Here is a 23248-nt window from a genome sequence, read left to right on the forward strand (position 1 = left end):
TAAATCACGGAGTTGCGAGGTTGCTCGGCGGCTTTAACGCACGCCGGAGCTACGCAGGGCGGCCGGGGTGTAGTCGGCGCCGCTGGTCTGGAAGCCGAAGCTGTAGGCGGACTTCTCTTCGTTCTTCATACCCAGGGCCAGGTAGCGCCCGGCGATCACGTCGTACAGCGCTTCCAGGGTGTAACCGGTCATTTTGTGGTGGTAGTAGCTCTGCGCATGTCCCTCGGCGACACGCCACAACTGGCCGCGGCCGTCGTAGTGGTCGACCAGGGCCAGTTGCCAGCTGTCCTCATCGAAGTACATATGGCGCTTGGCATAGATATGCCGCTCGCCGGACTTCAGCGTGGCTTCCACTTCCCAGACCCGGTGCAGCTCGTAGCGAGTCAGGTCCTGGTTGATATGCCCAGCCTTGATCACGTCGTCGTATTTGAGTGCTGGCGAGTCCAACTTGTAGCTGTTGTAGGGGATATACATCTCCTTCTTGCCTACCAGTTTCCAGTCGTAACGATCTGGCGCACCGGAGAACAGGTCGAAGTTGTCGGCGGTACGCATACCATCGGCGGCAGTACCCGGACCGTCATAAGCCACCTGCGGAGCGCGGCGCACACGGCGCTGGCCGGCGTTGTAGATCCACGCCAGGCGCGGCTCCTTAACCTGGTCGATGGTCTCGTGCACCAGCAGCACGTTACCTGCCAGGCGCGATGGCGCGGTTACCCGCTGCTTGAAGTAGAGCAGCACGTTGGCCGCCTTGGCTGGGTCGACGTCGGGCATATCCGAAGGGAAAGCAATTTCGTCCTCGAACTTGACCAGACTGAAGGAACCATTGGTCTGCGGTGTGGCTTGGGTGATCCAGCGACGCACGTTGCCGCCGCGGTAGCGAGTGATATGGTTCCAGGCCACCTCGACGCCACTCTTGGGAATCGGGAAGGCGTAGTAACGGCTGTCACTGAAGTTCTGCAGGCCGTTGCCGCCATCCACCGGGCTGGTGTTGAGCGCGCTCTGCTTGGCCGCGGCATAGATGGCATCGGGTGCCGCAGCAGTACGGTGGGTTGGGTAGACCGGCAGCTTGTAGCTGTCGGGATAACGCTTAAGCATCGCCATCTGGCCAGGAGACAGCTTGTCCTGGTACTGCGCGGCATTGGCGGCGGTGATGGTGAACAGCGGCTGTTCATTGGCGAACGGGTCGGCGAGGAAGCCCTTGCTGTCGACGCTGCCGGCATTGGCCGGCAGACCGCCGGTCCACTCCGGGATGCTGCCCTCGGCGTTACCGGCCTTTTCCGCGCCCAGCGGAGTAAGGCTGGCACCCAGTTGCGCCGCCTCCTCGGGGGATACCGCGGCCATCACGCTGCAGGCCAACAGGCTGAGTGCCAGCGCACCGGTTTGCAGGATTCTTGTGCTTTTCATTCTTTACGGATCCTTTGCGCAGGGTTGATCAGAAGTTCACGCCAAAACTCAGGGCGACGAAATCACGGTCAGTGGTGGTGTTGTACTCGCCACCAAAGAAGTCGGTGTAACTCAGGCTGGCGTTGTAGGTGTTCTGGTAGTCGGCGTTCAGACCGACGCTGATGGCCTTGCTACCCTCGTTGAAGTTCGGCCCATAACCATCGACGTCATGCGACCAGGCCACACTCGGGCTCAGGTTGATACCAGCGATCACGTTGCTGTAGTCGGCACTGGCGCGCAGGCGATAACCCCAGGAACTGCTGGTAAAGAACCCGTCGTCATTACACTGGTCTGGGTTGGCCGCGTTGAGGCCTGCCTGGCACACCGCGTTGTTGGCAATCTCACCGAAGCCAAACACCGGATCGCGGCCGAAGCGCAGTTCGCCGGTGTCATCGCTGATACCGCTGATATGGTTGTAACCGACCTCGCCGACCAGAGTCAGGCGGCTGGCACCCAGCACCCGGTCGAAAAACTGCACCGCGCTGACCTGCGCCTGGGTAAAGGGCTTGCGCACATAACCCTGGATATCGCCGCCGAGCACCGGCGCGGCATGGCCGCTGGTAAATACCGGCGAGGTACCCGAGCCGAGCGAGGCGAAGGTCAGGTCGGTGGAGTTGATCCCGATCGGCATATTCGGCCGGTAACTGATCTCACCGGACAGCGCGGTACCGCCGACGTTGCTCTGGAAGCTCAGGCCATAGAGGCGAATATCCTCCGGGTACTCAAGGAAATAACGGGCAGCCTGGGGGGTGCCGTTAGTGGTGATGATAAAGCTGCCGCTGGGCGTACGGCTGTGGTAATTCATGGCGTAAAGGCCGAACTCGGTGTCGTTCAACGACTCGGCGAACCAGCGTAGGGCTACGCCGAACTGACCGTCATCGCGAGCGTCGCGGTCGCCAGCACGCGGGATATACACAGGGTTGCCCGGGGCACCGGTGTTATTCGACTCGCCGGGGCCAACATCGGCCCCGGCCACCACCAGACGGTCTTCGCAACCATCGGCGGCCGTATCACTGCCGGAGAAGAAGGTGCCGCAGTTATCCAGAATGGTCTGGTCCCACTCCAGCTGATAGAAGGCCTCCATGGACAGGCTATCGGTCAGGCTCTGCGACACATAGAGCATATTGACCGGAATCAGACCTTCCTTGATTTCCGCACCAGGACGGCGGAAGGCGGCGGCGTCGATCGGGTTGATCGAGTTGATCGAGTTGCCGATAAATGTGCTCTCGCCCCAGCTGACCACCTGCTTACCGGCCCGCACGCTGCCCGGCAGATCGCCCAGGCTGTAGTTGTGGTAGACGAAGGCATCGAGAATCTGCGCACCGGAGGCCTGCGCGGCTTCCTTGCGGTTGTGATCGTCGATGTCATAGAGCAAGCGCTGCTCATCCTTGGTTTCGAAGTCGTACCAATACTTGCCGCGCACGAATACACCGGTATCGCCGTACTTCAATTCCAGGTCATGAATACCCTTGAAGATCTTCGAGAAGGTTTCGCCCTTCTTGAAGTTCAGTCGGCCATCGTCGTTAGTCTGTGAGGAAGCTTCACCGCCATTGCGAGTCCCGACAAAAGCTGGCTCCGCGCCGCGCGTCGACCAGCTGGCACCTATCGACAACTGGGAGTCGAACTGCGCCTCGATCTCGCCGAAGTTGAAAGTCACAGCCTGGGCCGGCGCAATGCCACCCAAAGCGACAGCCACGGCCAGTACGCAGGGCTGGAAGTAGGCATGTCTTGTTCTTGTTGTCATGCGGCTCTCCTGGAAAGCTGGGTTTCATGTAGAGGCCACACGCTACTCAGCCGCCTGATGCGGGATAAGCGCCCGAAAGAGGTATTTGCCCCGTCAGCCGAAAGAGTGAATGCACCTCTAAAAAGCCGCTCCCCAGCCGGTCCATGGACCATTTCAATGGCGCTTTATAGGGTGGGTGAATGGGCCTTGCGGCTCGCTGGAGCTATGGGTGGCTCTTGGCGCGATAACGCAGGTCGCGTTGCAGCACCAGCGCGGAGGCCAATCGGTGGTTCTGGCAGGCGCATGTATCGATTTGAATACATCGTAAGGAAAGCGACACAAAACGATCAGCCCGCGACGCCAGTGCCTTTGCCGGGCGCTTTATGGGTTAACCGCCCCCATCCGTATCGAAATCACTACAAACGCCATAAGACCGAACCCATAAAAATAACTTAAGTTATTGTTTTTATTGATAAAAAATATAATGGCACCTACCTTGCTATGGTCTTTCCACCTTCCGCTCGTGCCCGGCACGCGCGTCCAGCACATCGCCCCCAGCAGAAAGGGCGAGTCACCACCCTTGAGGAGTTCACATGAGCGAATTGCGTTTTACCGTTGAGCACGAATGGCTGCGTCAGGATGCCGATGGTCTGGTTACCGTGGGCATCACTGCCTATGCCCAGGAAGCCCTGGGTGACGTGGTGTTCGTTCAGCTGCCGGAAGCCCAGAGCTATGCCGAGGGTGACGAAGTGGCCGTGCTGGAATCGGTAAAAGCTGCGAGCAATATCGCCATGCCGCTGGACGGTGAGGTGGTCGAGGTCAATGGCGAGCTAGAATCCAGCCCTGAGCTGGTCAACGAAGATCCCCTGGGCAAGGGTTGGTTCTTCCGTTTCCGTCCGGCCAATGCCAGCGCGGTAGCCGACCTGCTCGACCAGGCCGCCTACGAGCGCCTGCTCAACGCCAATGCTGACGCCTGAGAGATTGTGATGACCAAGCTGACCACCCAGAACGAATTTGTCGCCCGCCATATCGGCCCACGTGACGCCGATACCGCTGCCATGCTCGAACTGCTCGGCTACGCCAGCATCGACGCGCTGACCGATAACGTCATCCCCGACAGCATCAAGGGCACCAGCGTGCTGGGCGCCCAGCCGGGCCTGTCGGAAGCCGACGCCCTGGCCAAGATCAAGACCATCGCCGGCAAAAACCAGCAGCTCAAGACCTTTATCGGTCAGGGCTACTATGGCACCCACACGCCGAGCCCGATCCTGCGCAACCTGCTGGAAAATCCGGCCTGGTACACCGCTTACACCCCGTATCAGCCAGAGATTTCCCAGGGCCGCCTGGAGTCGCTGCTGAACTTCCAGACCCTGATCAGCGACCTCACCGGGATGCAGATCGCCAACGCCTCGCTGCTGGATGAAGCCACCGCCGCAGCCGAGGCCATGACCTTCTGCAAACGCCTGTCGAAGAACAAGGCCAGCAATGCCTTCTTTGCTTCCCAGCATTGCCATCCGCAAACCCTCGACGTGCTGCGCACCCGTGCCGAGCCCCTGGGCATTGAAGTGGTGATCGGCGACGAAGCAGCCATCACTGACGCCAGCGCCTACTTCGGCGCGCTGCTGCAGTACCCCGCGAGCAATGGCGACATCTTCGACTACCGCGAACTGGTTGAGCGCTTCCACGCCGCCAATGCTTTGGTCGCCGTCGCCGCTGACCTGCTGGCCTTGACCCTGCTCACTCCGCCGGGCGAGTTCGGTGCCGACGTGGCCCTGGGCAGCGCGCAGCGTTTCGGTGTGCCGCTGGGCTTCGGTGGCCCACACGCGGCCTACTTCGCCACCCGCGATGCATTCAAACGCGATATGCCGGGCCGCCTGGTCGGCATGTCGATCGACCGTTTCGGCAAGCCGGCCCTGCGCCTGGCCATGCAGACCCGCGAGCAACATATCCGCCGCGAGAAGGCCACCAGTAACATCTGTACCGCCCAGGTGCTGCTGGCCAATATCGCCAGCATGTACGCCGTGTACCACGGCCCGAAAGGCCTGGTGCAAATCGCCCAACGCACCCACCAGTTCACCGCAATCCTGGCCAAAGGCCTGCGCGCTTTGGGTTACAGCGTTGAGCAGGAATTTTTCTTCGACACCCTGACCCTGGCCACCGGCGGCAAAACCGCTGCCCTGCACGCTGCGGCGCGCAAGGCCGGGATCAACCTGCGTGAAGTCGACGGCGAGCGCCTGGGCCTGTCCCTCGACGAAACCACCGATCAAGCGGCCGTTGAAGCCCTGCTGGCGGTCTTCGCCGAAGGCAAAGCTGTTCCAGCCTTCGCTGAACTGGCGGCTGGCGTAATCGCCCAACTACCAAAAGGCCTGCTGCGCGAATCGGAAATTCTCAGCCACCCGGTGTTCAACCGCTACCACAGCGAAACCGAGCTGATGCGCTACCTGCGCAAGCTGGCTGACAAGGACCTGGCGCTGGACCGCAGCATGATTCCGCTGGGCTCCTGCACCATGAAGCTCAACGCCGCCAGCGAAATGATCCCGGTGACCTGGGCCGAGTTCGGCAGCCTGCACCCCTTCGCCCCGGCCGAACAGAGCCAGGGTTACACCCAGCTGACCACCGAACTGGAAGCCATGCTCTGCGCGGCCACCGGTTACGACGGCATCTCCCTGCAGCCGAACGCCGGCTCCCAGGGCGAGTACGCCGGCCTACTGGCCATTCGTGCTTATCACCTGAGCCGCGGCGATGATCAGCGCGATATCTGCCTGATCCCGCAATCGGCCCACGGTACCAACCCAGCGACCGCCAGCATGGCCGGTATGCGCGTGGTGGTAACCGCCTGCGACAGCAGCGGTAACGTCGACATCGCTGACCTCAAGGCCAAGGCCGAAGAGCACAAGGATCGTCTGGCCGCGATCATGATCACCTACCCATCGACCCACGGCGTGTTCGAAGAAGGCATCCGCGAGATCGCGCAGATCGTTCATGACAACGGCGGCCAGGTGTATATCGACGGCGCCAACATGAACGCCATGGTCGGCCTCTGCGCCCCGGGCAAGTTCGGCGGTGACGTGTCGCACCTGAACCTGCACAAGACCTTCTGCATCCCGCACGGCGGTGGCGGCCCAGGCGTCGGCCCGATTGGTGTTAAAGAGCACCTGATTCCGTTCCTGCCTGGCCACGGCCATATGGCGCGCAAGGAAGGTGCGGTCAGCGCTGCGCCGTTCGGCAGCGCCAGTATCCTGCCGATTACCTGGATGTATATCAGCATGATGGGCGGCGAAGGCCTCAAGCGCGCCTCCCAGATGGCCATTCTCAACGCCAACTACATCGCCCGCCGCCTGGAAGAGCACTACCCCGTGCTGTATTCGGGCAGCAATGGCCTGGTGGCGCATGAGTGCATTCTGGATATCCGCCCGATCAAAGACAGCAGCGGCATCAGCGTTGACGACGTGGCCAAGCGCCTGATCGACTTCGGCTTCCACGCGCCAACCATGTCCTTCCCGGTAGCCGGCACCCTGATGATCGAGCCGACCGAGAGCGAGTCCAAGGAAGAGCTGGACCGCTTCTGCGACGCCATGATCGCCATCCGCAACGAGATTCGTTCGGTGGAAGCTGGCCAGCTGGACGCCAACGACAACCCGCTGAAAAACGCCCCACACACCGCACTGGAACTGGTCGGCGAGTGGACTCACGCCTACAGTCGCGAGCAGGCCGTGTACCCAGTGGCCAGCCTGATCGAGGCCAAGTACTGGCCGCCGGTCGGCCGTGTGGACAACGTGTTCGGCGACCGCAACCTGATCTGCGCCTGCCCGTCCATCGAGGCGTACCAGGACGCGTGACAACAGCCCGCGGCCCGGAACACATCCGGGCCGCAGGACTGCTTTCTCCCCAATTTTCGACTCACCTCTACCCGAGGCGGGTTAGCTGCACCTCATATAAAAACCAGAGGGCCTCACCATGTTTAGCAAGCACGACCAACTGCAAGGCTACGATGACGCCCTGCTCGCCGCGATCAACGCCGAAGAGCAGCGTCAGGAAGACCATATCGAGCTGATCGCCTCGGAAAACTATTGCAGCCAGCGGGTGATGCAGGCCCAGGGCAGCGGCCTGACCAACAAGTACGCCGAAGGCTATCCGGGCAAGCGCTATTACGGTGGTTGCGAGCATGTCGACAAGGTCGAGGCCCTGGCCATCGAGCGCGCCAAACAGCTGTTCGGCGCCGATTACGCCAACGTGCAGCCGCACTCCGGTTCTTCCGCCAACAGCGCGGTGTACCTGGCGCTGCTGAATGCCGGCGATACCATTCTCGGCATGAGTCTGGCCCACGGCGGCCACCTGACCCACGGCGCCAAGGTGTCGTCCTCCGGCAAGCTGTACAACGCGGTGCAGTACGGCATCGACGAACAGGGCCTGATCGATTACGCCGAGGTAGAGCGCCTGGCCGTCGAACACAAACCGAAGATGATCGTCGCCGGCTTCTCCGCCTACTCGCGCACCCTGGATTTCGCCCGTTTCCGCGCCATCGCCGACCAGGTCGGTGCGCTGCTGTTTGTCGATATGGCCCACGTTGCGGGCCTGGTGGCCGCTGGTCTGTATCCGAATCCGCTGCCGTTTGCCGATGTGGTCACCACCACAACGCATAAAACCCTGCGCGGCCCGCGTGGTGGCTTGATCCTGGCCAAGGCCAATGAAGAGATCGAGAAAAAGCTCAACTCCGCCGTGTTCCCCGGCAGCCAGGGTGGCCCGCTGATGCATGTGATCGCGGCCAAGGCCGTATGCTTCAAGGAAGCGCTGGAGCCAGGCTTCAAGACCTACCAACAGCAGGTGATCAACAACGCTCAGGCCATGGCCGAAGTGTTTGTTGCGCGCGGCTTTGACGTGGTCTCCGGCGGTACCGACAACCACCTGATGCTGGTCAGCCTGATCAAGCAGGGCCTCACCGGTAAGGCGGCCGACGCAGCCCTGGGCGCAGCGCATATCACGGTGAACAAGAACGCCGTGCCGAATGACCCGCAGTCGCCGTTTGTCACCTCCGGCATCCGCATCGGCACCCCGGCGGTAACCACCCGCGGTTTCAAGCAGGGCGAGTGCCGCACCCTGGCCGGCTGGATCTGCGACATCCTCGACGACTTGGAAAACCCTGCGGTAATCGAGCGCGTTCGTGGTCAGGTTGCGAACCTATGCGCCAGCTTCCCGGTCTACGCTGACTAGAACGGTACGCAGTTTTTGCCACTAGCGGCGCGGTTACCCAGCGCGCCGCATCATCGCCGCCCCACAAGGGCGGCAGCAAAACACGCAGTCGGAGCAAGCATGTCACTAAGCGTTTTTGACCTTTTCAAGATCGGCATCGGCCCTTCCAGCTCGCACACCGTCGGCCCAATGCTGGCCGCCCTGCGCTTTGCCGAAGGCCTGCGCCGCGATGATCTTTTGGCCACCACCGACAGCATCAAGGTCGAGCTGTACGGCTCCCTCGGCGCCACCGGCAAGGGCCATGGCAGCGATAAAGCCGTGCTGCTCGGCCTGGAAGGTGAACAGCCGGACAGCGTCGACACCAACACCGTCGAGGCCCGTCTGGCGGCGATTCGCAGCAGCGGTGAACTCAATCTACTCGGCGAAAAACCCATCCGTTTTGTCGAAAAGCAGCACCTGGCGATGATCCGCAAGCCGCTGCCCTTTCACCCCAACGGCATGATCTTTCGCGCCTTCGACGCCGCCGGCTTGCAGATCCGTTCGCGCGAGTACTACTCGGTGGGTGGCGGTTTTGTGGTCGATGAACAAGCAGCCGGCGCCGACCGCATCGTCGAAGACAGCACCGTGCTGCAATACCCCTTTACCACCGGCAAACAGCTGTTGGCGCACTGCGCCGAACACAACCTGTCGATCAGCCAGGTGATGCTGGCCAACGAAGCCGCCTGGCGACCGGAAGCCGAAACCCGCGCGCGGCTGCTGCATATCTGGCAGGTGATGCAGGATTGCGTCGAAGCCGGTTGCCGCAATGAAGGCATCATGCCCGGCGGCCTCAAGGTCAAACGCCGCGCCGCCGCGTTGCACCGCCAGCTGTGCAAACACCCGGAAGCCAGCCTGCGCGACGCCTTGAGCGTGCTCGACTGGGTCAACCTCTACGCCCTCGCGGTGAACGAGGAAAACGCCAGCGGCGGCCGCGTGGTCACTGCGCCCACCAATGGCGCGGCCGGTATCGTGCCGGCGGTGCTGCATTACTACAGCCGCTTTATCCCCAGCTCCAACGACGACGGCGTGGTGCGCTTTCTGCTCACCGCCGCCGCCATCGGCATCCTCTATAAAGAAAACGCCTCGATCTCCGGTGCCGAAGTCGGCTGCCAGGGCGAGGTCGGCGTGGCCTGTTCGATGGCCGCAGGCGCCTTGTGCGAAGTGCTCGGCGGCAGCGTCAATCAGGTGGAAAACGCCGCCGAGATCGGTATGGAACACAACCTCGGCCTGACCTGCGACCCGATCGGCGGCCTGGTGCAGGTACCCTGCATCGAACGCAACGCCATGGGCTCGGTCAAGGCGATCAACGCCGCACGCATGGCCCTGCGCGGCGACGGCCAGCACTTCGTTTCGCTGGATAAAGTGATCCGCACCATGCGCCAGACCGGTGCCGATATGAACAACAAGTACAAGGAAACCGCCCGCGGCGGCTTGGCCGTGAATATTGTCGAGTGCTGACACGGCACCCCATACAACCTGTGGCGCGAGCTACTCGCGAGGCTTTTAGCTCGCGCCTACATAAACAACCTTTACCGACATGGAGAACCGCATGACCACTGAAACCCTGGCGAAAACCCCGCTACATGCCCTGCATCTCGAACTGGGCGCGCGCATGGTGCCGTTCGCCGGCTACGACATGCCGGTGCAGTACCCGCTCGGGGTGATGAAGGAACACCTGCACACCCGCGAAGCCGCCGGCTTGTTCGACGTGTCGCATATGGGGCAGATCATTCTGCGCGGCCCGCAGGCGGCGCAGGCCCTGGAGCGCCTGGTGCCGGTGGATATCATCGACTTGCCCGTGGGCATGCAGCGTTACGCCATGTTCACCGATGATCATGGCGGCATCCTCGACGACCTGATGGTCGCCAACCTGGGCAACGACACCCTGTTTCTGGTGGTCAACGCGGCCTGCAAGCACAAGGACTTGATGCACCTGCAACTGCAGATCTCCAGCCAGTGCCAGATCGAAGCCTGTTTCGACCGCGCCCTGCTCGCCCTGCAAGGCCCGAAAGCCGTCGACGTACTGGCGCGCCTGGCACCCGAAGTAGCCAAGATGACCTTTATGCAATTCGCCCCCGTACGTCTGCTAGGTGTCGACTGCTACGTCAGCCGCTCCGGCTACACCGGTGAAGACGGCTTCGAAATCTCGGTGCCGGCCGCCCACGCCGAAACCCTGGCGCGCAGCCTGCTGGCCGAACCGGAAGTGGCCGCCATCGGCCTCGGCGCGCGCGACTCGCTGCGCCTGGAAGCAGGTCTGTGCCTGTATGGCCACGACATGAGCACCAGCACCACACCAATCGAGGCCAGCCTGCTGTGGGCCATGTCCAAGCCCCGCCGCGCCGATGGCGCACGTGCCGGCGGCTTCCCCGGTGCCGAGCGGATCTTCGCCCAGCAACAGCAAGGCGTTGCCAGCAAGCGCGTCGGCCTGCTGCCACAGGAACGTGTGCCGGTACGTGAAGGCGCGGAAATCGTCGATGCCGACGGCACTGTGATTGGCACTGTATGCAGCGGCGGCTTCGGCCCGACCCTGGCTGCACCAGTGGCCATGGGCTATGTGCAGAACAGCCATATCGCCGTGGATACCGAGGTATGGGCCATGGTGCGCGGCAAGCGCGTGGCGATGAAAGTGGCCAAGACCCCGTTTGTGCCGCAACGTTACTTCCGCGGCTAAAGCGACCTTAGCGACAAACCTGGTGGGCAGGACAAGCACCCCTGCCCGCCAGCGCTCTGTTATTCGCGCAGCTGCCCGACCATGGCGGCTGCAACGCTGAGCACATCCTTGCCCAGTTGCATCGAACGCTCGCCATTCCAGCCGGTGTGCGGATTGGGGCGGTCGTCGTGGTCCTTGAACGGCATCTCGATGGTGAAGGCCAGGCAATCGAACTCCATGCCCACCGCGTTGCAGGCCAGGGTGGTGTTGGCCTGGCCCGGCTCGTCACGCGGGTAGCCGAAGGTGGTCTGAAACTCGGCGCCGTTATCGATCAGCAACTGGCGGAACCGATTTTCCAAACGCTCAAGGCGCGGGCTGTAACCCGGATTGCCTTCACAGCCGGCGGTGAACACATGAGGGATTTCCTCGTCGCCATGGATATCCAGAAACAGATCGACGCCCACCGCGCGCATCTGCTGCTGGACGAAATACACCTCAGGGCTATCCGCTTCGCTGGCCGACTGCCAGGCGCGGTTAAGGTCACGGCCGGCGACGTTGGTGCGCAGATGGCCACGGAAGGCACCGTCCGGGTTCATGTTCGGCACCAGGTACAGATCGGCCTGCTCCAGCAGGGCATTCAGCTCGGCATCATCGCGCCGCTGCAGACGCTCCAGCAGCCCCTGCATAAACCACTCGGCCATATGCTCGCCGGGATGCTGCTGGGCGATCAGCCAGATCTTGCGCTGCGCCTGCGGGTTGCGACTGATGCGCAGCAACTCGATCGGCCGGCCCTCGATGCTCTTACCCGTGGCAAACAGCTCGGCGCCAGCCAAACGCTGCGCATCCTCGATCAACTGGCTATGGCGCTCGCGGCTGTAGGGCTCGAAATAGGCGAACCAGATCTGCCCATGCTGCGGCTCGATGTCGAACTTCAGCGCGCCCTCTTCAAAGCGGCTGGGCACCCGAAACCAGTCGCGCTGATCGTAGGAGGCCACGGCGTGGTAACCGCTCCAGGCATTCTTGTAAGACGACTGCCCGGCATTGCCCAGGCTGAAGCCGTAGCGCTGTCCAGGCTGCAAGCCTTCGACCTTGAAATGGAACCACTGGAAATGCCCACTGTTGAGATCCGGACGAATCGCCAGCTGCACCTGCTGCGGGTTACTGGCGTCGATGACCTCGATATTGCCGCTGTCGAAGTTGGAGCTGATCTGCATGGGTACCTCGAAGGCCTGGATGCATGGAGAGACGCGAAGGTGAGCAAGAATCGCAGCTCTGGCGCGCGGGCGAAACGCTGCAGGCGACAAACTGATATGGATTCTGCAACCTGCGAGGGACGATCAACGCAGCCGGCAGCTCGAGCGCCGCGCAACTTGCCAGCATGCCTGTAGTCTTGTGTGTACGTGCCACAGGTTCGACTTACCGCTCAACGCCAACTCAAGGGAGCAGCAATCCGCATGAATATTGCGCCACTACGCCACCGCCCACTGTTGTTACTGCTCTGCGCAGGCCTGCTGCTGGGCGGCTGTGCCAGCCAGCCGGAACAAAGCCAGAGCGAACAGCCCACCCAGCAAGCCGATGCGCCCCGCGAAAACAGCGCCGCCGAGGCCAACCTGCGCAGCCAGGCCAACCGCGGCGACCTCGACAGCCAGTTCCAGCTCGGCAGCCTGTACTTCGTCGGCAAGCCGAACAAGGACCTCAAGCAAGCCGAGTACTGGTGGAAACTCGCCGCCGACAAGGGCCACGCCATGGCCGCCGTCAGCCTGGCCTACCTGTATACCGGCCGCGACAACCCGGACTTCAACAACCCACAACAGATGCTCAAGTACCTCAATCAGTCCGCGGCCGGCGGCAACCCGATGGCCCAGCACATCCTCGGCAACCTCTACCTGCGCGGCGAACAAGGCGTGCCGCTGGACGCCAACCAGGCCCGACGCCTGTTCACCAGCGCCTGCCAGCAGAACTACAGCGCCAGCTGCACAGCGCTACAGGAAATGCCCTGAAACCTCGACTCAAGTCTAGATGGATTTGGTCGCAGCCTGGCTATCCGGCTCAGCCTGCGGCTGCTCGGGTTGTTGTGGCTCAGCCTCTTCAACGGGCTTGCCCAGCCATTCATTGGTCGACTGCTGCACTTCGTCCACCTGCTTGTTGAGCTCTTTCACGGTCTCATCGACCGCCTCACGGGCGACATCCACAACCGCCTGCTCGGCTTTCTCGGCGAGCTTCTGCGCCGATTGCTCGGCCGCCTCGCAACCGACCAGGCCGATCAGTACCAGACCCAGCACAGCCATTTGCATCGCATTACGCATCACATTCTCCATACACAGCCGCTACCGGCCTGTTGTGCCGCGACCCAATGGCCGCCGCGTTGATTGATCACCTGACTGATTAACCACCAGGCGAGGCTCAGCGGTGCGTGCGCAAATGTAGGGAGGCGCGGGTGTTTCCTCAATTGCATAGAGTTTGCAAGGTGTTACCGAGCAGTCCGGCGCGACATTGTAATAGCAAGGTGTTGTCAGCAAAACCCATCACACACTCCGGTAGGCGCAAACAGGCACTAGGCAAATACGCTTACACAGGGCTATTAATACCAACCACTATGCGCACTCCAGTTAATGCAGCGTCTGCAAGCATTCATCGCAACTAAAGGATTATGTCGTGTTGATACGCAATGCATTGTGCGCATTGGCGAGTTTGCTCTGGGTTAGCACTTCGCTGGCTGAAGAGCTGCACTTTGTGACTGAAGAATTTCCACCCTTCAGTTATTCACGCGGAGCAATTGCCAGCGGCGCCCTACCGGAAATAGTCGACGCCACCTGCCTGATCTTGCAGTGGCGCTGCCAAATTGAAGTACTGCCTTGGCGGCGCGCGCTGCAGCAAGCTGAGGATGGCGAAGTGGATGGGATTTTTACCGTTATTCAATCACCCGCACGGCAACAGGCATTTTTTATTACCCCCATGCTGGTGACCTCCGGCTACGACTTCTACACCCTACGCAGCAGCAACTTCCACTACAGCCAGCCAGACGATTTGCGCGGCCGCCTGGTCGGTGTGTATGGCCCATCCGGCACCTCGTTCGTGCTGCAGGAAAGCCTGAAGAACACCCCAAACGTTGAGGTCAAAATGGTGACCAATAACCATCGCCTATTATTGATGCTCAATGCCGGGCGTTTTGGCGAACAAGGCGTAGTGGTGCTTAACCGCGATGTTGCTCGCCACCTGATCGAACATGAATATTTGTACGCGCTGCGTCACGCCGGCCATTTGGCGTCAATTTCATATGGCATTGGATTTTCCCGCAAGAAAGTCACCCCGGCGCAGTTTCAGGCATTCAATCGCGGGCTGAACACACTGCGTAATAACGGCCAGCTTGCAACCATCCTGCAGCGCTATGGTCTACAACCGGTCAACTAAGCAGGCTGGACATTTAACTTGGCTTCGCCATAATTGCCGGGCGCAGCCAAATAGCCCTTTAACAAACCTGACAACTGATTCAGGTATTCCTCAGTTAGAGGGCAAACCAGCGACGCCAATAGTCTCTGAAACTATTCGCAGCGTTTATAAATGCGCAGGCTAAAACTGTTTGGCCGTCTCAGGTGCCCAGGCCATATACCTGGCATCCAGCCAATATTCTGTTCAAGACCATGGGTAACTACGTGACGAAAGACGAACTGCGCGCCGAACTCGAGCGCCAGGCGCAGCGTTACAAGGATGTATACGGCGGGGAAGTCATTACCTACGCCGCTCAACCGGACCCCGAGCGCAAGCCATGGCGCAAGAAGGCTAACCTTCTCGACCAAGCGTTTGAAAAAGAGCTGGTAAAAATCGAAAAAGAACTGCAAACCAAGGCAGACGAGGCCTCTGGCTGACGCCCGCCGCCCTGATGCCAGACACATGGCCATCCCTGCTCGGGATGGCCACTGGCTCAACGCTTCTTGCCACCCATCAGCGAACCCAACAGACCGCGCACCAGTTGCCGGCCGATCTGATTGGCTGCCTGGCGCATGGCTGTTTTCATCACCTGGCTGGCCAATCCGCCGAGCAACTCACCCGCTGCGCTGCCAATACCGCCGCCTGCCTCGGCCTTCTTGCCGGCAGCGCTCGGTTTGCTTTGCTCTGCCTGTTGCGCGGCCTGCTCAGCGCGGGCGGTCAGCAATTCGTAGGCAGACTCACGATCAATTGGCTTGTCGTAGCGGCCACGCAACGGTGACTGCTGAATCAAAGCGGCACGCTCTGCTTCACTCAGCGGCCCGATACGCGACTGCGGCGGAGCCACCGCCACCCGCTGGACCATAGCCGGCGTACCTTTGGCCTCCAGCGTGCCTACCAGTGCTTCACCGATACCCAGCTCGGTGAGTACCGTCAACGTGTCGATAGCCGGATTCGGTCGGAAGCCATCAGCCACCGCACGCAGTGACTTCTGCTCTTTGGCGGTAAAAGCGCGCAAACCGTGCTGAATACGCAGGCCAAGCTGCGCCAGCACATCGTCCGGCAAGTCGCCTGGCGACTGGGTGACGAAATACACCCCCACGCCTTTTGAGCGGATCAGTCGCACCACCTGCTCCAAGCGCTCCTGCAAGGCCTTCGGGGTATCGGCAAACAACAAGTGCGCCTCATCAAAGAACAGCGCCAGCAGCGGCTTGTCCGCATCCCCGCGCTCCGGCAGCTGCTCGAACAGTTCGGCCAGCAGCCAAAGCAGGAAGGTCGCGTAGACCTTCGGTGCCTCATGCACCAGGCGGCTGGCATCGAGCAGGTGAATGCGCCCGCGGCCATCGCGATCCGGATGCAGAATGTCTTCCAGTTGCAGAGCCGGCTCGCCAAACAACGCATCGGCGCCCTGCTGTTCCAGGCCCGCCAATTTGCGCAGCAGGGCTTGCGATGACGTGTTGGTAAACAACGCGCTGTCTTCGCCCAGCACTTCGGGGTGGTTTTTGAGGTGCGCCAACAGCGCCTTGAGGTCTTTCAGATCGAGCAGCAGCAGGCCTTCACGGTCCGCCACCTTGAACGCGGCATAGAGCGCGGCCTGCTGGCTGTCAGTCAGTTCCAGCAGCGCGCCCAACAGCAAAGGCCCCATTTCACTCAGCGTGGTGCGCAGCGGATGGCCACTCTGGCCATGCACATCCCACAGGGTTACCGGGTAGGCCATCGGCTGATGGTTGAGCCAGGGCATGCTGGCGATCCGTTCGGCCACCTTGCCTTGCGGTGCACCGGCAGCACCCAGACCGCAGAGATCACCCTTCACATCAGCGGCAAACACCGCCACGCCGGCATCGCTGAAGGTCTCGATCAAGCGCTGCAGGGTCACCGTTTTGCCTGTGCCAGTCGCGCCGGCAATCAGCCCGTGACGGTTGGCCAGGCGCAACGCCTGCCCCGCCGGCAGCCCCTCAAGATCGGCCCCTACAACAAACTGATCGGTTTGCGCCATCTTGCCATCTCCTTGGTTAAAGCTTTACTGCTACTAGGCCGACATAGTCAGCATCGCCGCACCGTCGGCGGTGCCATTGCCTTACATCAGCTCAAGACTGATGCCAGAACTTACCGGACGCAAGAAGCCATGACCAACAACCTGAAGTTCAGCCACAAGATTCTGCTCGCCGCCTCGTTGGTGGTGATCGCCGCATTCTCGCTGTTCACCCTGTACAACGATTACCTGCAACGCAACGCCATCCGCGATGATCTGGAAAGCTATCTGCACGAAATGGGCAATGTCACCGCCAGCAACATTTCCAACTGGCTGTCGGGGCGCATCCTGCTGGTGGAAAACGTTGCTCAATCGGTCGCCCGTGATTCCTCCGGCGAAGCCCTGACTGGCCTGCTGGAACAGAAGGTACTGGCCTCTACCTTTGCCTTTACCTACCTGGGCAGCGCCGATGGCAGTTTCACCATGCGCCCGGACGAGGACATGCCTGATGGTTACGACCCACGCGAGCGCCCCTGGTACAAGGACGCCATGGCCGCAGGCGGTAGCACCCTGACTGAGCCCTATGTCGACGCCGCCACCAGTGCGCTGATCATTACCATCGCCACGCCCGCTAAAGCGGCCGGGGTGGTCGGCGGCGACCTGAGCCTCAATACCCTGGTCGAAATCATCAACTCGCTGGACTTTGCCGGCATGGGTTATGCCTTTCTGATCAGCGCTGACGGCAAGATCCTGGTGCACCCGGACAAGTCCCTGGTGATGAAAAACCTCAGCGAGGTCTATCCGCAAAACACCCCACGCATCAGCGGCGAGTTCAGCGAAACCGAGCTCAATGGCGAAGAACGCATCCTCACCTTCGCCCCGGTCAAAGGCCTGCCTTCGGTGAACTGGCATGTTGGCCTGTCCATCGACAAGACCAAGGCCTATTCGATGCTCAGCGAGTTCCGTGCCTCGGCCATCATCGCCACCATCATCGCCGTGGTGCTGATCATGCTGCTGCTGAGCATGCTGATCAGCGTGTTGATGCAACCACTGAACGTCATGGGCAAAGCCATGGAGGATATCGCTCAGGGCGAGGGCGACCTGACCAAGCGCCTGAGCATTCAATCCAACGACGAGTTCGGCCGCCTGGCCAGGGCATTCAACCAGTTCGTCGAACGTATCCACAGTTCAATCCGCGAAGTGTCATCCGCCACCAGCCAGGTTAATGAAGTGGCGAAACTGGTGGTCGGCGCCTCCAACTCGTCGATGATCAACTCGGACGAACAAGCCAGCCGTACCAACAGCGTGGCTGCGGCGATCAACGAACTGGGCGCCGCCGCTCAGGAGATCGCCCGCAATGCTGCCGACGCTTCGAATCAGGCCTCCGATGCGCGTCATCTGGCTGAAGACGGCCGCCAGGTGGTGGAAAAAACCATCCTGGCGATGAATGAGCTGTCCGGCAAGATCAGCGCGTCCTGCAGCAATATCGAAACCCTCAACAGCAAGACGGTGAACATCGGGCAGATTCTTGAGGTGATCAAAAGCATCTCCCAGCAAACCAACCTGCTGGCGCTCAACGCCGCAATCGAGGCAGCACGCGCCGGTGAAGCCGGCCGTGGCTTCGCCGTGGTAGCCGATGAAGTCCGCAACTTGGCCCATCGCACCCAGGAATCGGCGCAGGAGATCGAGAAGATGATCGAGGAGCTGCAAGTCGGCTCCCGCGAATCGGTCACCACCATGACCGAAAGCCAGCGTTACAGCGAAGAGAGCGTGGAGATCGCCAACCAGGCCGGCGCGCGCCTGAGCAGCGTGACCGAGCGTATCGGCGAGATCGATGGCATGAACCAGTCAGTGGCCACCGCCACCGAAGAGCAAACTTCGGTAATCGAATCGCTCAACGTCGACATCACCGAAATCAACACCCTTAACCAGGAAGGCGTGGAAAACCTCAATGCCACCCTGCGCGCCTGCGGTGATCTGGAGCAACAGGCCAGCCGCCTCAAGCAACTGGTCGACAGCTTCCGCATTTAACAAATGCGACAAACAAACGGGGCGCTCACTGAGCGCCCCGTTTTTATTTCTGCTTTTCGCTGTTCGCTGGCAGTTGTTCGTCCTGCTGCAATTGCCGCCATAGCTCGGCGGCATCGGCAAATTCGGTACCGTCCTCGGGGGTCAACGCCTGTGGGTCATAGCGCTGCGTACAGCCTTCCCCGAGCACAGGTGGCGCGCTGGATGTTCCACGCGCAAGCGGATCAGTCATAACACCTCCAGCACGCAACGCTCGGCTTTCAGTTAAGCGCCAGGTGACCTTCGTCATGCTGGGCGAACTCCTTGACCGCACGCAGCACATCGCTGCGGCTGACCTGCCCGATCAAACGGCCTTCTTCGACCACCGGCAAACGCCGACGCCGACCACGCAGAAAACGCTCGGAGATTTCGATAATGTCCGCCTCAGGTGAAATCACTTCCACCTCGGTGGTCATATAGGCGCTGACATCACCACCCGCCGACTCGTAATAAGCGCCGGAGAGGATGCCACGCAAACAATCACCTTCCGATAACAAGCCCACCAGATGCCCTTGCCCATCGACCACCGGCGCGCCGGAAATACGGTGTTCAAGCAAACGATTGATGGCGGTGAACAGGTTCATTTCAGGACGGAAAGTCACCAGATTGCGGGTCATGTAATCACGTACTTTGATTGACTTGAGCATCAGTAAATCCCTCTTTCTGTACTGAACCGAACCGCAACATGCACCTCAGTCGAACACCACTGTCTTGTTATCGTGCACCAGCACTCGGTCCTCTAAGTGATAGCGTAGACCACGCGACAGCACCATCTTCTCCACATCCTTACCCAGGCGCACCATCTCTTCAATGCTGTCACGGTGGCTGACGCGCACTACGTCCTGCTCGATGATCGGCCCGGCGTCCAGCTCCTCGGTGACATAGTGCGAGGTCGCACCAATCAGCTTGACCCCACGCAATGACGCCTGGTGATACGGCTTGGCTCCAACAAACGATGGCAGAAAGCTGTGGTGAATATTGATGACGCGCTGAGAAAACTCGGCGCAGAGTGGCGCCGGTAGAATCTGCATATAACGCGCCAACACAATCACGTCAGCCGCATGGGCTTTAACCAGGCGCGATACTTCATCAAATGCCGGCTGTTTATCCTGAGGATTAACCGGCACATGGAAGTACGGAATAGCGTGCCACTCGACCATGCTGCGCAGGTCGTCATGGTTGGAAATCACGCAGGGGATATCGCAATCCAGTTCGTCGCTGTGCCAGCGGTGCAGCAAATCGGCCAAGCAGTGCGATTCGCGACTGGCCATCAGCACCACGCGCTTCTTCACCGCAGAATCGGTAACCCGCCACTCCATGGAGAACTCACGGGCAATCGGCGCAAAAGCCTGACGGAAACCATCCAGATCAAATGGCAGCGAGTCGGCGCGAATCTCGTGACGCATAAAGAACCAACCACTCTGGTTATCCGAGTGATGGCTCGCCTCGGTAATCCAGCCGTTATAGGTGGCCAGAAAGTTACTGACCTTGGCCACAATCCCGACCCGGTCCGGACAGGCAATGACCAATCGAAAAGTACGCATCAACTGCTCCAGCACTCAGATAAAGTCGGCCATTCTAGTCACAGCCGGGAAAAACTGCAGTACTCAAACAGCCTTGCCAACGCAGCAATAGCGCAAGATCGAACAGTTGCAACCAGACAAATAGCGCAAACACCGCCGCAATAACTGGAGAATAACTAAGCATGTACAACCGGCAAAGCACTCAACAAGTTACTTAACAATACAATTCATAAAAAATACCGACAAAGCGGTTTACTTGTGAAAAGTGCCTGACTACTATTGCTATCACTTAGTCGCCAATTCCTAATACAGGTACCCCAACATGTCGTTGATCAACGAATACCGCGCCACCGAAGAAGCCATCAAAGAGCTGCAAGATCGCCTGAAGAATCTGTCGCAAGACGACAAGCTGAAAAAAGAATTGGAATTCGAAGGCAAACTGCGCGCACTGATGGGTGAATACCAGAAGTCGCTGCGTGACATCATTGCCATGCTGGATCCGGATGCAAAAGGCAGCAAAGCAACCCGCGCTACCAAAACCACCGGCACCAAGCGCGCGCGCAAAGTTAAGCAGTACAAAAACCCGAACACCGGCGAAGTTATCGAAACCAAAGGCGGCAACCACAAAACTCTGAAAGAGTGGAAAGCCAAGTGGGGCGGTGACGTCGTTGAAGGCTGGGCAACCCTGTTGGGTTAAGCCTGCCGCACAAGCGACACAGCTCTAAATAAAAAACGCCAGCGATGCTGGCGTTTTTTATGGGTGCTATTTCAACAGAGCAACCCGCATTTACCCTTATGGATTACAGGGCATAGCGCTGGCGCAACTGCTCTGCATAATCACGCCACTCAAGCAAGACAGCCCGCGGCTCAGCACCAACATCTGGAAGTACAGCGGCAAGTGCCTGGCTAAATTGTTCGAGCGTGTTCGGCGCACCATATTCGGGCTGGCTCAGCCGCTGTTGGCAGAATGTCCACCAGCGTTGCTGCTCTTCAGCATTCAAGGTCGCAGCAAAGTTGCGCGCCCGGTAACGAAACAACAGCTCCGGCAAACGCCCATCATCAAATGGCCAAACTGATTCCGATAAACGCTGCGGTTCGGCACGCCGTACCTGCTCGCACAAACGGCGATCACGGTCGCCAATAAATCCATCGTATAGCTGCTGCTCTGGATCTTGATTGGCAGCGAACTGCTCCTCGGCATACACCTGGGCAAGTTTGTCCTGCCACAGCCCCGGATTACTGCGTAACTGTTCGGCCTGCGCCTGATAGGCCGGCACATCGAGTTGCAGACGCTGAATATCTTCGGCGCGCAATACACTCATCGGCGCAACAACCGGGCAGCGATTGATATGCAGCAACTTCAGCGGCACCGGCAACTCACCCTCGGCCAGTTGATCGCGACGGGTGTACAGTCGTGTGCGCAATGTCTCTGCCGACTCATTGAGCAGCGGCGAGATATCGGCCTGCAGGTCACAGACGATCAACGCATTGCGGTTGCGCGGATGCCAAGCCAACGGCAAAACCACCGCCAGGTAATGCCGCGCACCGGCATAACGACCGGAGATATGCACCAACGGCTGCAACAGGCGTATTTGATCCTGCACCCGTTGTTTGCTGCGCAGTTGATACAGATAGTCGTAGAGTTTGCGCTGCTTGCTGCGCAGCAAGCGCGCCAGGGCGATGGTTGCCCGCACATCGGACAGCGCGTCGTGGGCCTGGCCGTGCTCAATACCGTTGGCAGCGGTCAGGCGCTCCAACTTGAGCGTCACACGCCCCTCTTCTTCCGGCCAGACGATGCCTTCCGGGCGCAATGCATAGGCCGTACGCACCAGATCGATCAGATCCCAGCGGCTATTGCCGCCCTGCCATTCACGGGCATAGGGATCGAAGAAGTTGCGATACAGGCTGTAGCGCGTCACCTCATCATCGAAACGCAGGCTGTTGTAGCCCACCCCGCAGGTGCCGGGCTGCGACAGCTCGGCATGCACACGGCTCATAAATTCGGCTTCTTCCAGGCCATGCTGCGCCAGCTTGCTCGGGGTAATCCCGGTTACCAGACAAGCTGCCGGATGCGGCAGGATGTCGTCGCTGGGCTGGCAGTAGATATTCAGCGGTTCGCCGATTTCATTGAAGTCTTCATCGGTGCGAATCCCAGCGACCTGCAGCGGTCGGTCGCGGCGCGGGTCAATGCCAGTGGTTTCGTAGTCGTACCAAAAGAGGCTGGAAGTCACAGTTATGTCCTGATGCTGAGGCGCTGGCAGTCTACCACCGCACCGCCATCACGCAGACAAGCGCAGAACCTTGCGCCAGCGCACGCCCCGCGTGGGGTCAGCGCCTTGTAGGGCGCACTGGCGGCGACTAAAGTGAAAGGCTCGAATAACCACTCTGCACAAGGACGCCCCATGAGTGACATCAGCCCCAGCAATCCCTACGCCGCTCCAGCCAGCGCACTGCAAGAAGCGCCGCGCGACAGCCAGGTGCCGAGCATCGAAGAAGCTCTGAGCCGTGGCTACGACTTCAACATCAGTGACCAGCTCAGCGAAGCCTGGCAACGGGTAAAAGGCACCAAAGGCATCATCATCGGCGGCTTTCTGGTGTTCTACGCCGTGCTGCTCGCAGCGTCCTTTCTAATTGGCGGGTTCTTCGGCCTGCTGGGCGTAGTCAGCGAAAGCCCGATGCTCGCGGTAGTGGCCGAACTGGTCATCGGCATTTTGGCCTCGGCCCTGGCCTACCCCTTTATGGCTGGGATCAACATGATCGGCATCCGTCGCGCCGCCGACCAACCGATCAGTTTCAATGACATCTTCAGCCACTTCGGCCGCACCGTGCCGCTGGTGATTACCGCGATTATCAGCATGCTGTTGATCTACCTCGGCATGTTCCTGCTGATCATTCCCGGCCTGTACCTTGCCATTGCTTATATGCTGGCCATCCCGTTGGTGGTTGAGCGCGGCCTGACGCCGTGGCAAGCCCTGGAAGCCTCGCGCAAGGCAATTACCCAGCGCTGGTTCAAGGTCTTTGGTCTGTTCCTGCTGCTCGGTCTGATCACGCTCGTCAGCGCAATCCCACTGGGTATTGGCCTGGTCTGGACCATTCCGCTGTTTGTCATCGCCATGGGCGTGCTCTATCGCACCATCTTCGGCGTATTGCCGGCACCGCAGTAATTCGCAAATAAACAGATAAATAGCCCCGATGCGCCGGCTCAGATCACTGAG

The 23248-nt window shown here is 60.3% G+C and carries 20 protein-coding genes; 11 read left to right on the forward strand and 9 right to left on the reverse strand.

The window, feature by feature from the left end:
• Window positions 1-33: 33 nt before the first annotated feature.
• Both ACQ4LH_RS13810 and ACQ4LH_RS13815 read right to left on the reverse strand, forming a co-directional pair.
• Window positions 34-1404, reverse strand: a complete 1371-nt coding sequence (locus ACQ4LH_RS13810; RefSeq protein WP_430697678.1) for a DUF1329 domain-containing protein — start codon at window positions 1402-1404, stop codon at window positions 34-36.
• Window positions 1405-1432: 28 nt separating this feature from the next.
• Window positions 1433-3187 carry a DUF1302 domain-containing protein gene (locus ACQ4LH_RS13815; protein ID WP_430697680.1) on the reverse strand — a complete coding sequence of 585 codons (1755 nt, stop codon included), beginning with the start codon at window positions 3185-3187 and terminating at the stop codon, window positions 1433-1435.
• 572 nt (window positions 3188-3759) lie between these two features.
• Here ACQ4LH_RS13815 and gcvH point away from each other — a divergent pair.
• The 5 genes from gcvH to gcvT all read left to right on the forward strand — a co-directional run bounded on the left by gcvH (window position 3760) and on the right by gcvT (window position 11066).
• Window positions 3760-4143 carry a glycine cleavage system protein GcvH gene (gene gcvH, locus ACQ4LH_RS13820; protein WP_090248917.1) on the forward strand — a complete coding sequence of 128 codons (384 nt, stop codon included), beginning with the start codon at window positions 3760-3762 and terminating at the stop codon, window positions 4141-4143.
• Window positions 4144-4152: 9 nt separating this feature from the next.
• Entirely contained in the window at window positions 4153-7005 is a 2853-nt protein-coding gene (gcvP, locus tag ACQ4LH_RS13825; protein WP_430697681.1) for an aminomethyl-transferring glycine dehydrogenase, read from the forward strand.
• A gap of 118 nt (window positions 7006-7123) precedes the next feature.
• Window positions 7124-8377, forward strand: coding sequence for a serine hydroxymethyltransferase (glyA, locus tag ACQ4LH_RS13830; RefSeq protein WP_430697682.1), 1254 nt, complete (start codon window positions 7124-7126; stop codon window positions 8375-8377).
• Window positions 8378-8476: 99 nt separating this feature from the next.
• Entirely contained in the window at window positions 8477-9853 is a 1377-nt protein-coding gene (locus ACQ4LH_RS13835; RefSeq protein WP_430697683.1) for an L-serine ammonia-lyase, read from the forward strand.
• A 91-nt stretch (window positions 9854-9944) separates the two neighbouring features.
• Window positions 9945-11066 carry a glycine cleavage system aminomethyltransferase GcvT gene (gene gcvT, locus ACQ4LH_RS13840; protein ID WP_430697684.1) on the forward strand — a complete coding sequence of 374 codons (1122 nt, stop codon included), beginning with the start codon at window positions 9945-9947 and terminating at the stop codon, window positions 11064-11066.
• A 59-nt stretch (window positions 11067-11125) separates the two neighbouring features.
• On the opposite strand, the gene ACQ4LH_RS13845 is transcribed toward gcvT, so the two are convergent.
• Window positions 11126-12259 carry a M14 family metallopeptidase gene (locus ACQ4LH_RS13845; RefSeq protein ID WP_430697685.1) on the reverse strand — a complete coding sequence of 378 codons (1134 nt, stop codon included), beginning with the start codon at window positions 12257-12259 and terminating at the stop codon, window positions 11126-11128.
• Between the two features lie 240 nt (window positions 12260-12499).
• Between ACQ4LH_RS13845 and ACQ4LH_RS13850 the strand changes: the two genes are divergently transcribed.
• Window positions 12500-13045 (forward strand): tetratricopeptide repeat protein, encoded by a 546-nt coding sequence (locus tag ACQ4LH_RS13850; protein WP_430697686.1) that lies wholly within the window; start codon window positions 12500-12502, stop codon window positions 13043-13045.
• 15 nt (window positions 13046-13060) lie between these two features.
• Here ACQ4LH_RS13850 and ACQ4LH_RS13855 read toward each other — a convergent pair whose 3' ends face one another.
• Complete coding sequence (locus ACQ4LH_RS13855; protein ID WP_430697687.1) at window positions 13061-13351, reverse strand: hypothetical protein; 291 nt, start codon at window positions 13349-13351, stop codon at window positions 13061-13063.
• A 349-nt stretch (window positions 13352-13700) separates the two neighbouring features.
• On the opposite strand from ACQ4LH_RS13855, the gene ACQ4LH_RS13860 reads away from it, so the two are divergent.
• Complete coding sequence (locus tag ACQ4LH_RS13860) at window positions 13701-14456, forward strand: substrate-binding periplasmic protein (RefSeq protein ID WP_430697688.1); 756 nt, start codon at window positions 13701-13703, stop codon at window positions 14454-14456.
• Between the two features lie 242 nt (window positions 14457-14698).
• Entirely contained in the window at window positions 14699-14911 is a 213-nt protein-coding gene (locus ACQ4LH_RS13865) for a hypothetical protein (protein WP_304863260.1), read from the forward strand.
• A 56-nt stretch (window positions 14912-14967) separates the two neighbouring features.
• On the opposite strand, the gene ACQ4LH_RS13870 is transcribed toward ACQ4LH_RS13865, so the two are convergent.
• Window positions 14968-16467 carry a helicase HerA-like domain-containing protein gene (locus ACQ4LH_RS13870; RefSeq protein WP_430697689.1) on the reverse strand — a complete coding sequence of 500 codons (1500 nt, stop codon included), beginning with the start codon at window positions 16465-16467 and terminating at the stop codon, window positions 14968-14970.
• Between the two features lie 129 nt (window positions 16468-16596).
• Here ACQ4LH_RS13870 and ACQ4LH_RS13875 point away from each other — a divergent pair, with 129 nt between their 5' ends.
• Entirely contained in the window at window positions 16597-18474 is a 1878-nt protein-coding gene (locus ACQ4LH_RS13875; RefSeq protein ID WP_430697690.1) for a methyl-accepting chemotaxis protein, read from the forward strand.
• Between the two features lie 43 nt (window positions 18475-18517).
• Here ACQ4LH_RS13875 and ACQ4LH_RS13880 read toward each other — a convergent pair whose 3' ends face one another.
• From ACQ4LH_RS13880 to purU, 3 genes are read right to left on the reverse strand one after another with little or no spacing between them, the layout of a single operon-like run.
• Complete coding sequence (locus ACQ4LH_RS13880) at window positions 18518-18703, reverse strand: hypothetical protein (RefSeq protein WP_430697691.1); 186 nt, start codon at window positions 18701-18703, stop codon at window positions 18518-18520.
• 28 nt (window positions 18704-18731) lie between these two features.
• The gene (locus ACQ4LH_RS13885; RefSeq protein WP_160013327.1) at window positions 18732-19157 is read right to left on the reverse strand and encodes a CBS domain-containing protein; all 426 of its coding nucleotides are present in this window, start codon (window positions 19155-19157) and stop codon (window positions 18732-18734) included.
• A gap of 45 nt (window positions 19158-19202) precedes the next feature.
• Window positions 19203-20054 carry a formyltetrahydrofolate deformylase gene (gene purU / locus ACQ4LH_RS13890; protein ID WP_430697692.1) on the reverse strand — a complete coding sequence of 284 codons (852 nt, stop codon included), beginning with the start codon at window positions 20052-20054 and terminating at the stop codon, window positions 19203-19205.
• Window positions 20055-20355: 301 nt separating this feature from the next.
• Here purU and mvaT point away from each other — a divergent pair, with 301 nt between their 5' ends.
• Window positions 20356-20730 (forward strand): histone-like nucleoid-structuring protein MvaT, encoded by a 375-nt coding sequence (gene mvaT, locus ACQ4LH_RS13895; RefSeq protein ID WP_275960868.1) that lies wholly within the window; start codon window positions 20356-20358, stop codon window positions 20728-20730.
• A 103-nt stretch (window positions 20731-20833) separates the two neighbouring features.
• On the opposite strand, the gene sbcB is transcribed toward mvaT, so the two are convergent.
• Window positions 20834-22264, reverse strand: coding sequence for an exodeoxyribonuclease I (gene sbcB / locus ACQ4LH_RS13900; RefSeq protein WP_430697693.1), 1431 nt, complete (start codon window positions 22262-22264; stop codon window positions 20834-20836).
• A 171-nt stretch (window positions 22265-22435) separates the two neighbouring features.
• On the opposite strand from sbcB, the gene ACQ4LH_RS13905 reads away from it, so the two are divergent.
• A complete protein-coding gene (locus ACQ4LH_RS13905; RefSeq protein WP_430697694.1) occupies window positions 22436-23197 on the forward strand; it encodes a hypothetical protein in 762 nt (253 codons plus the stop codon).
• The last annotated feature ends 51 nt before the right edge of the window (window positions 23198-23248 follow it).

The sequence above is a fragment of the Pseudomonas peli genome (genome assembly GCF_050563605.1).
Lineage (GTDB): Bacteria > Pseudomonadota > Gammaproteobacteria > Pseudomonadales > Pseudomonadaceae > Aquipseudomonas > Aquipseudomonas peli_A.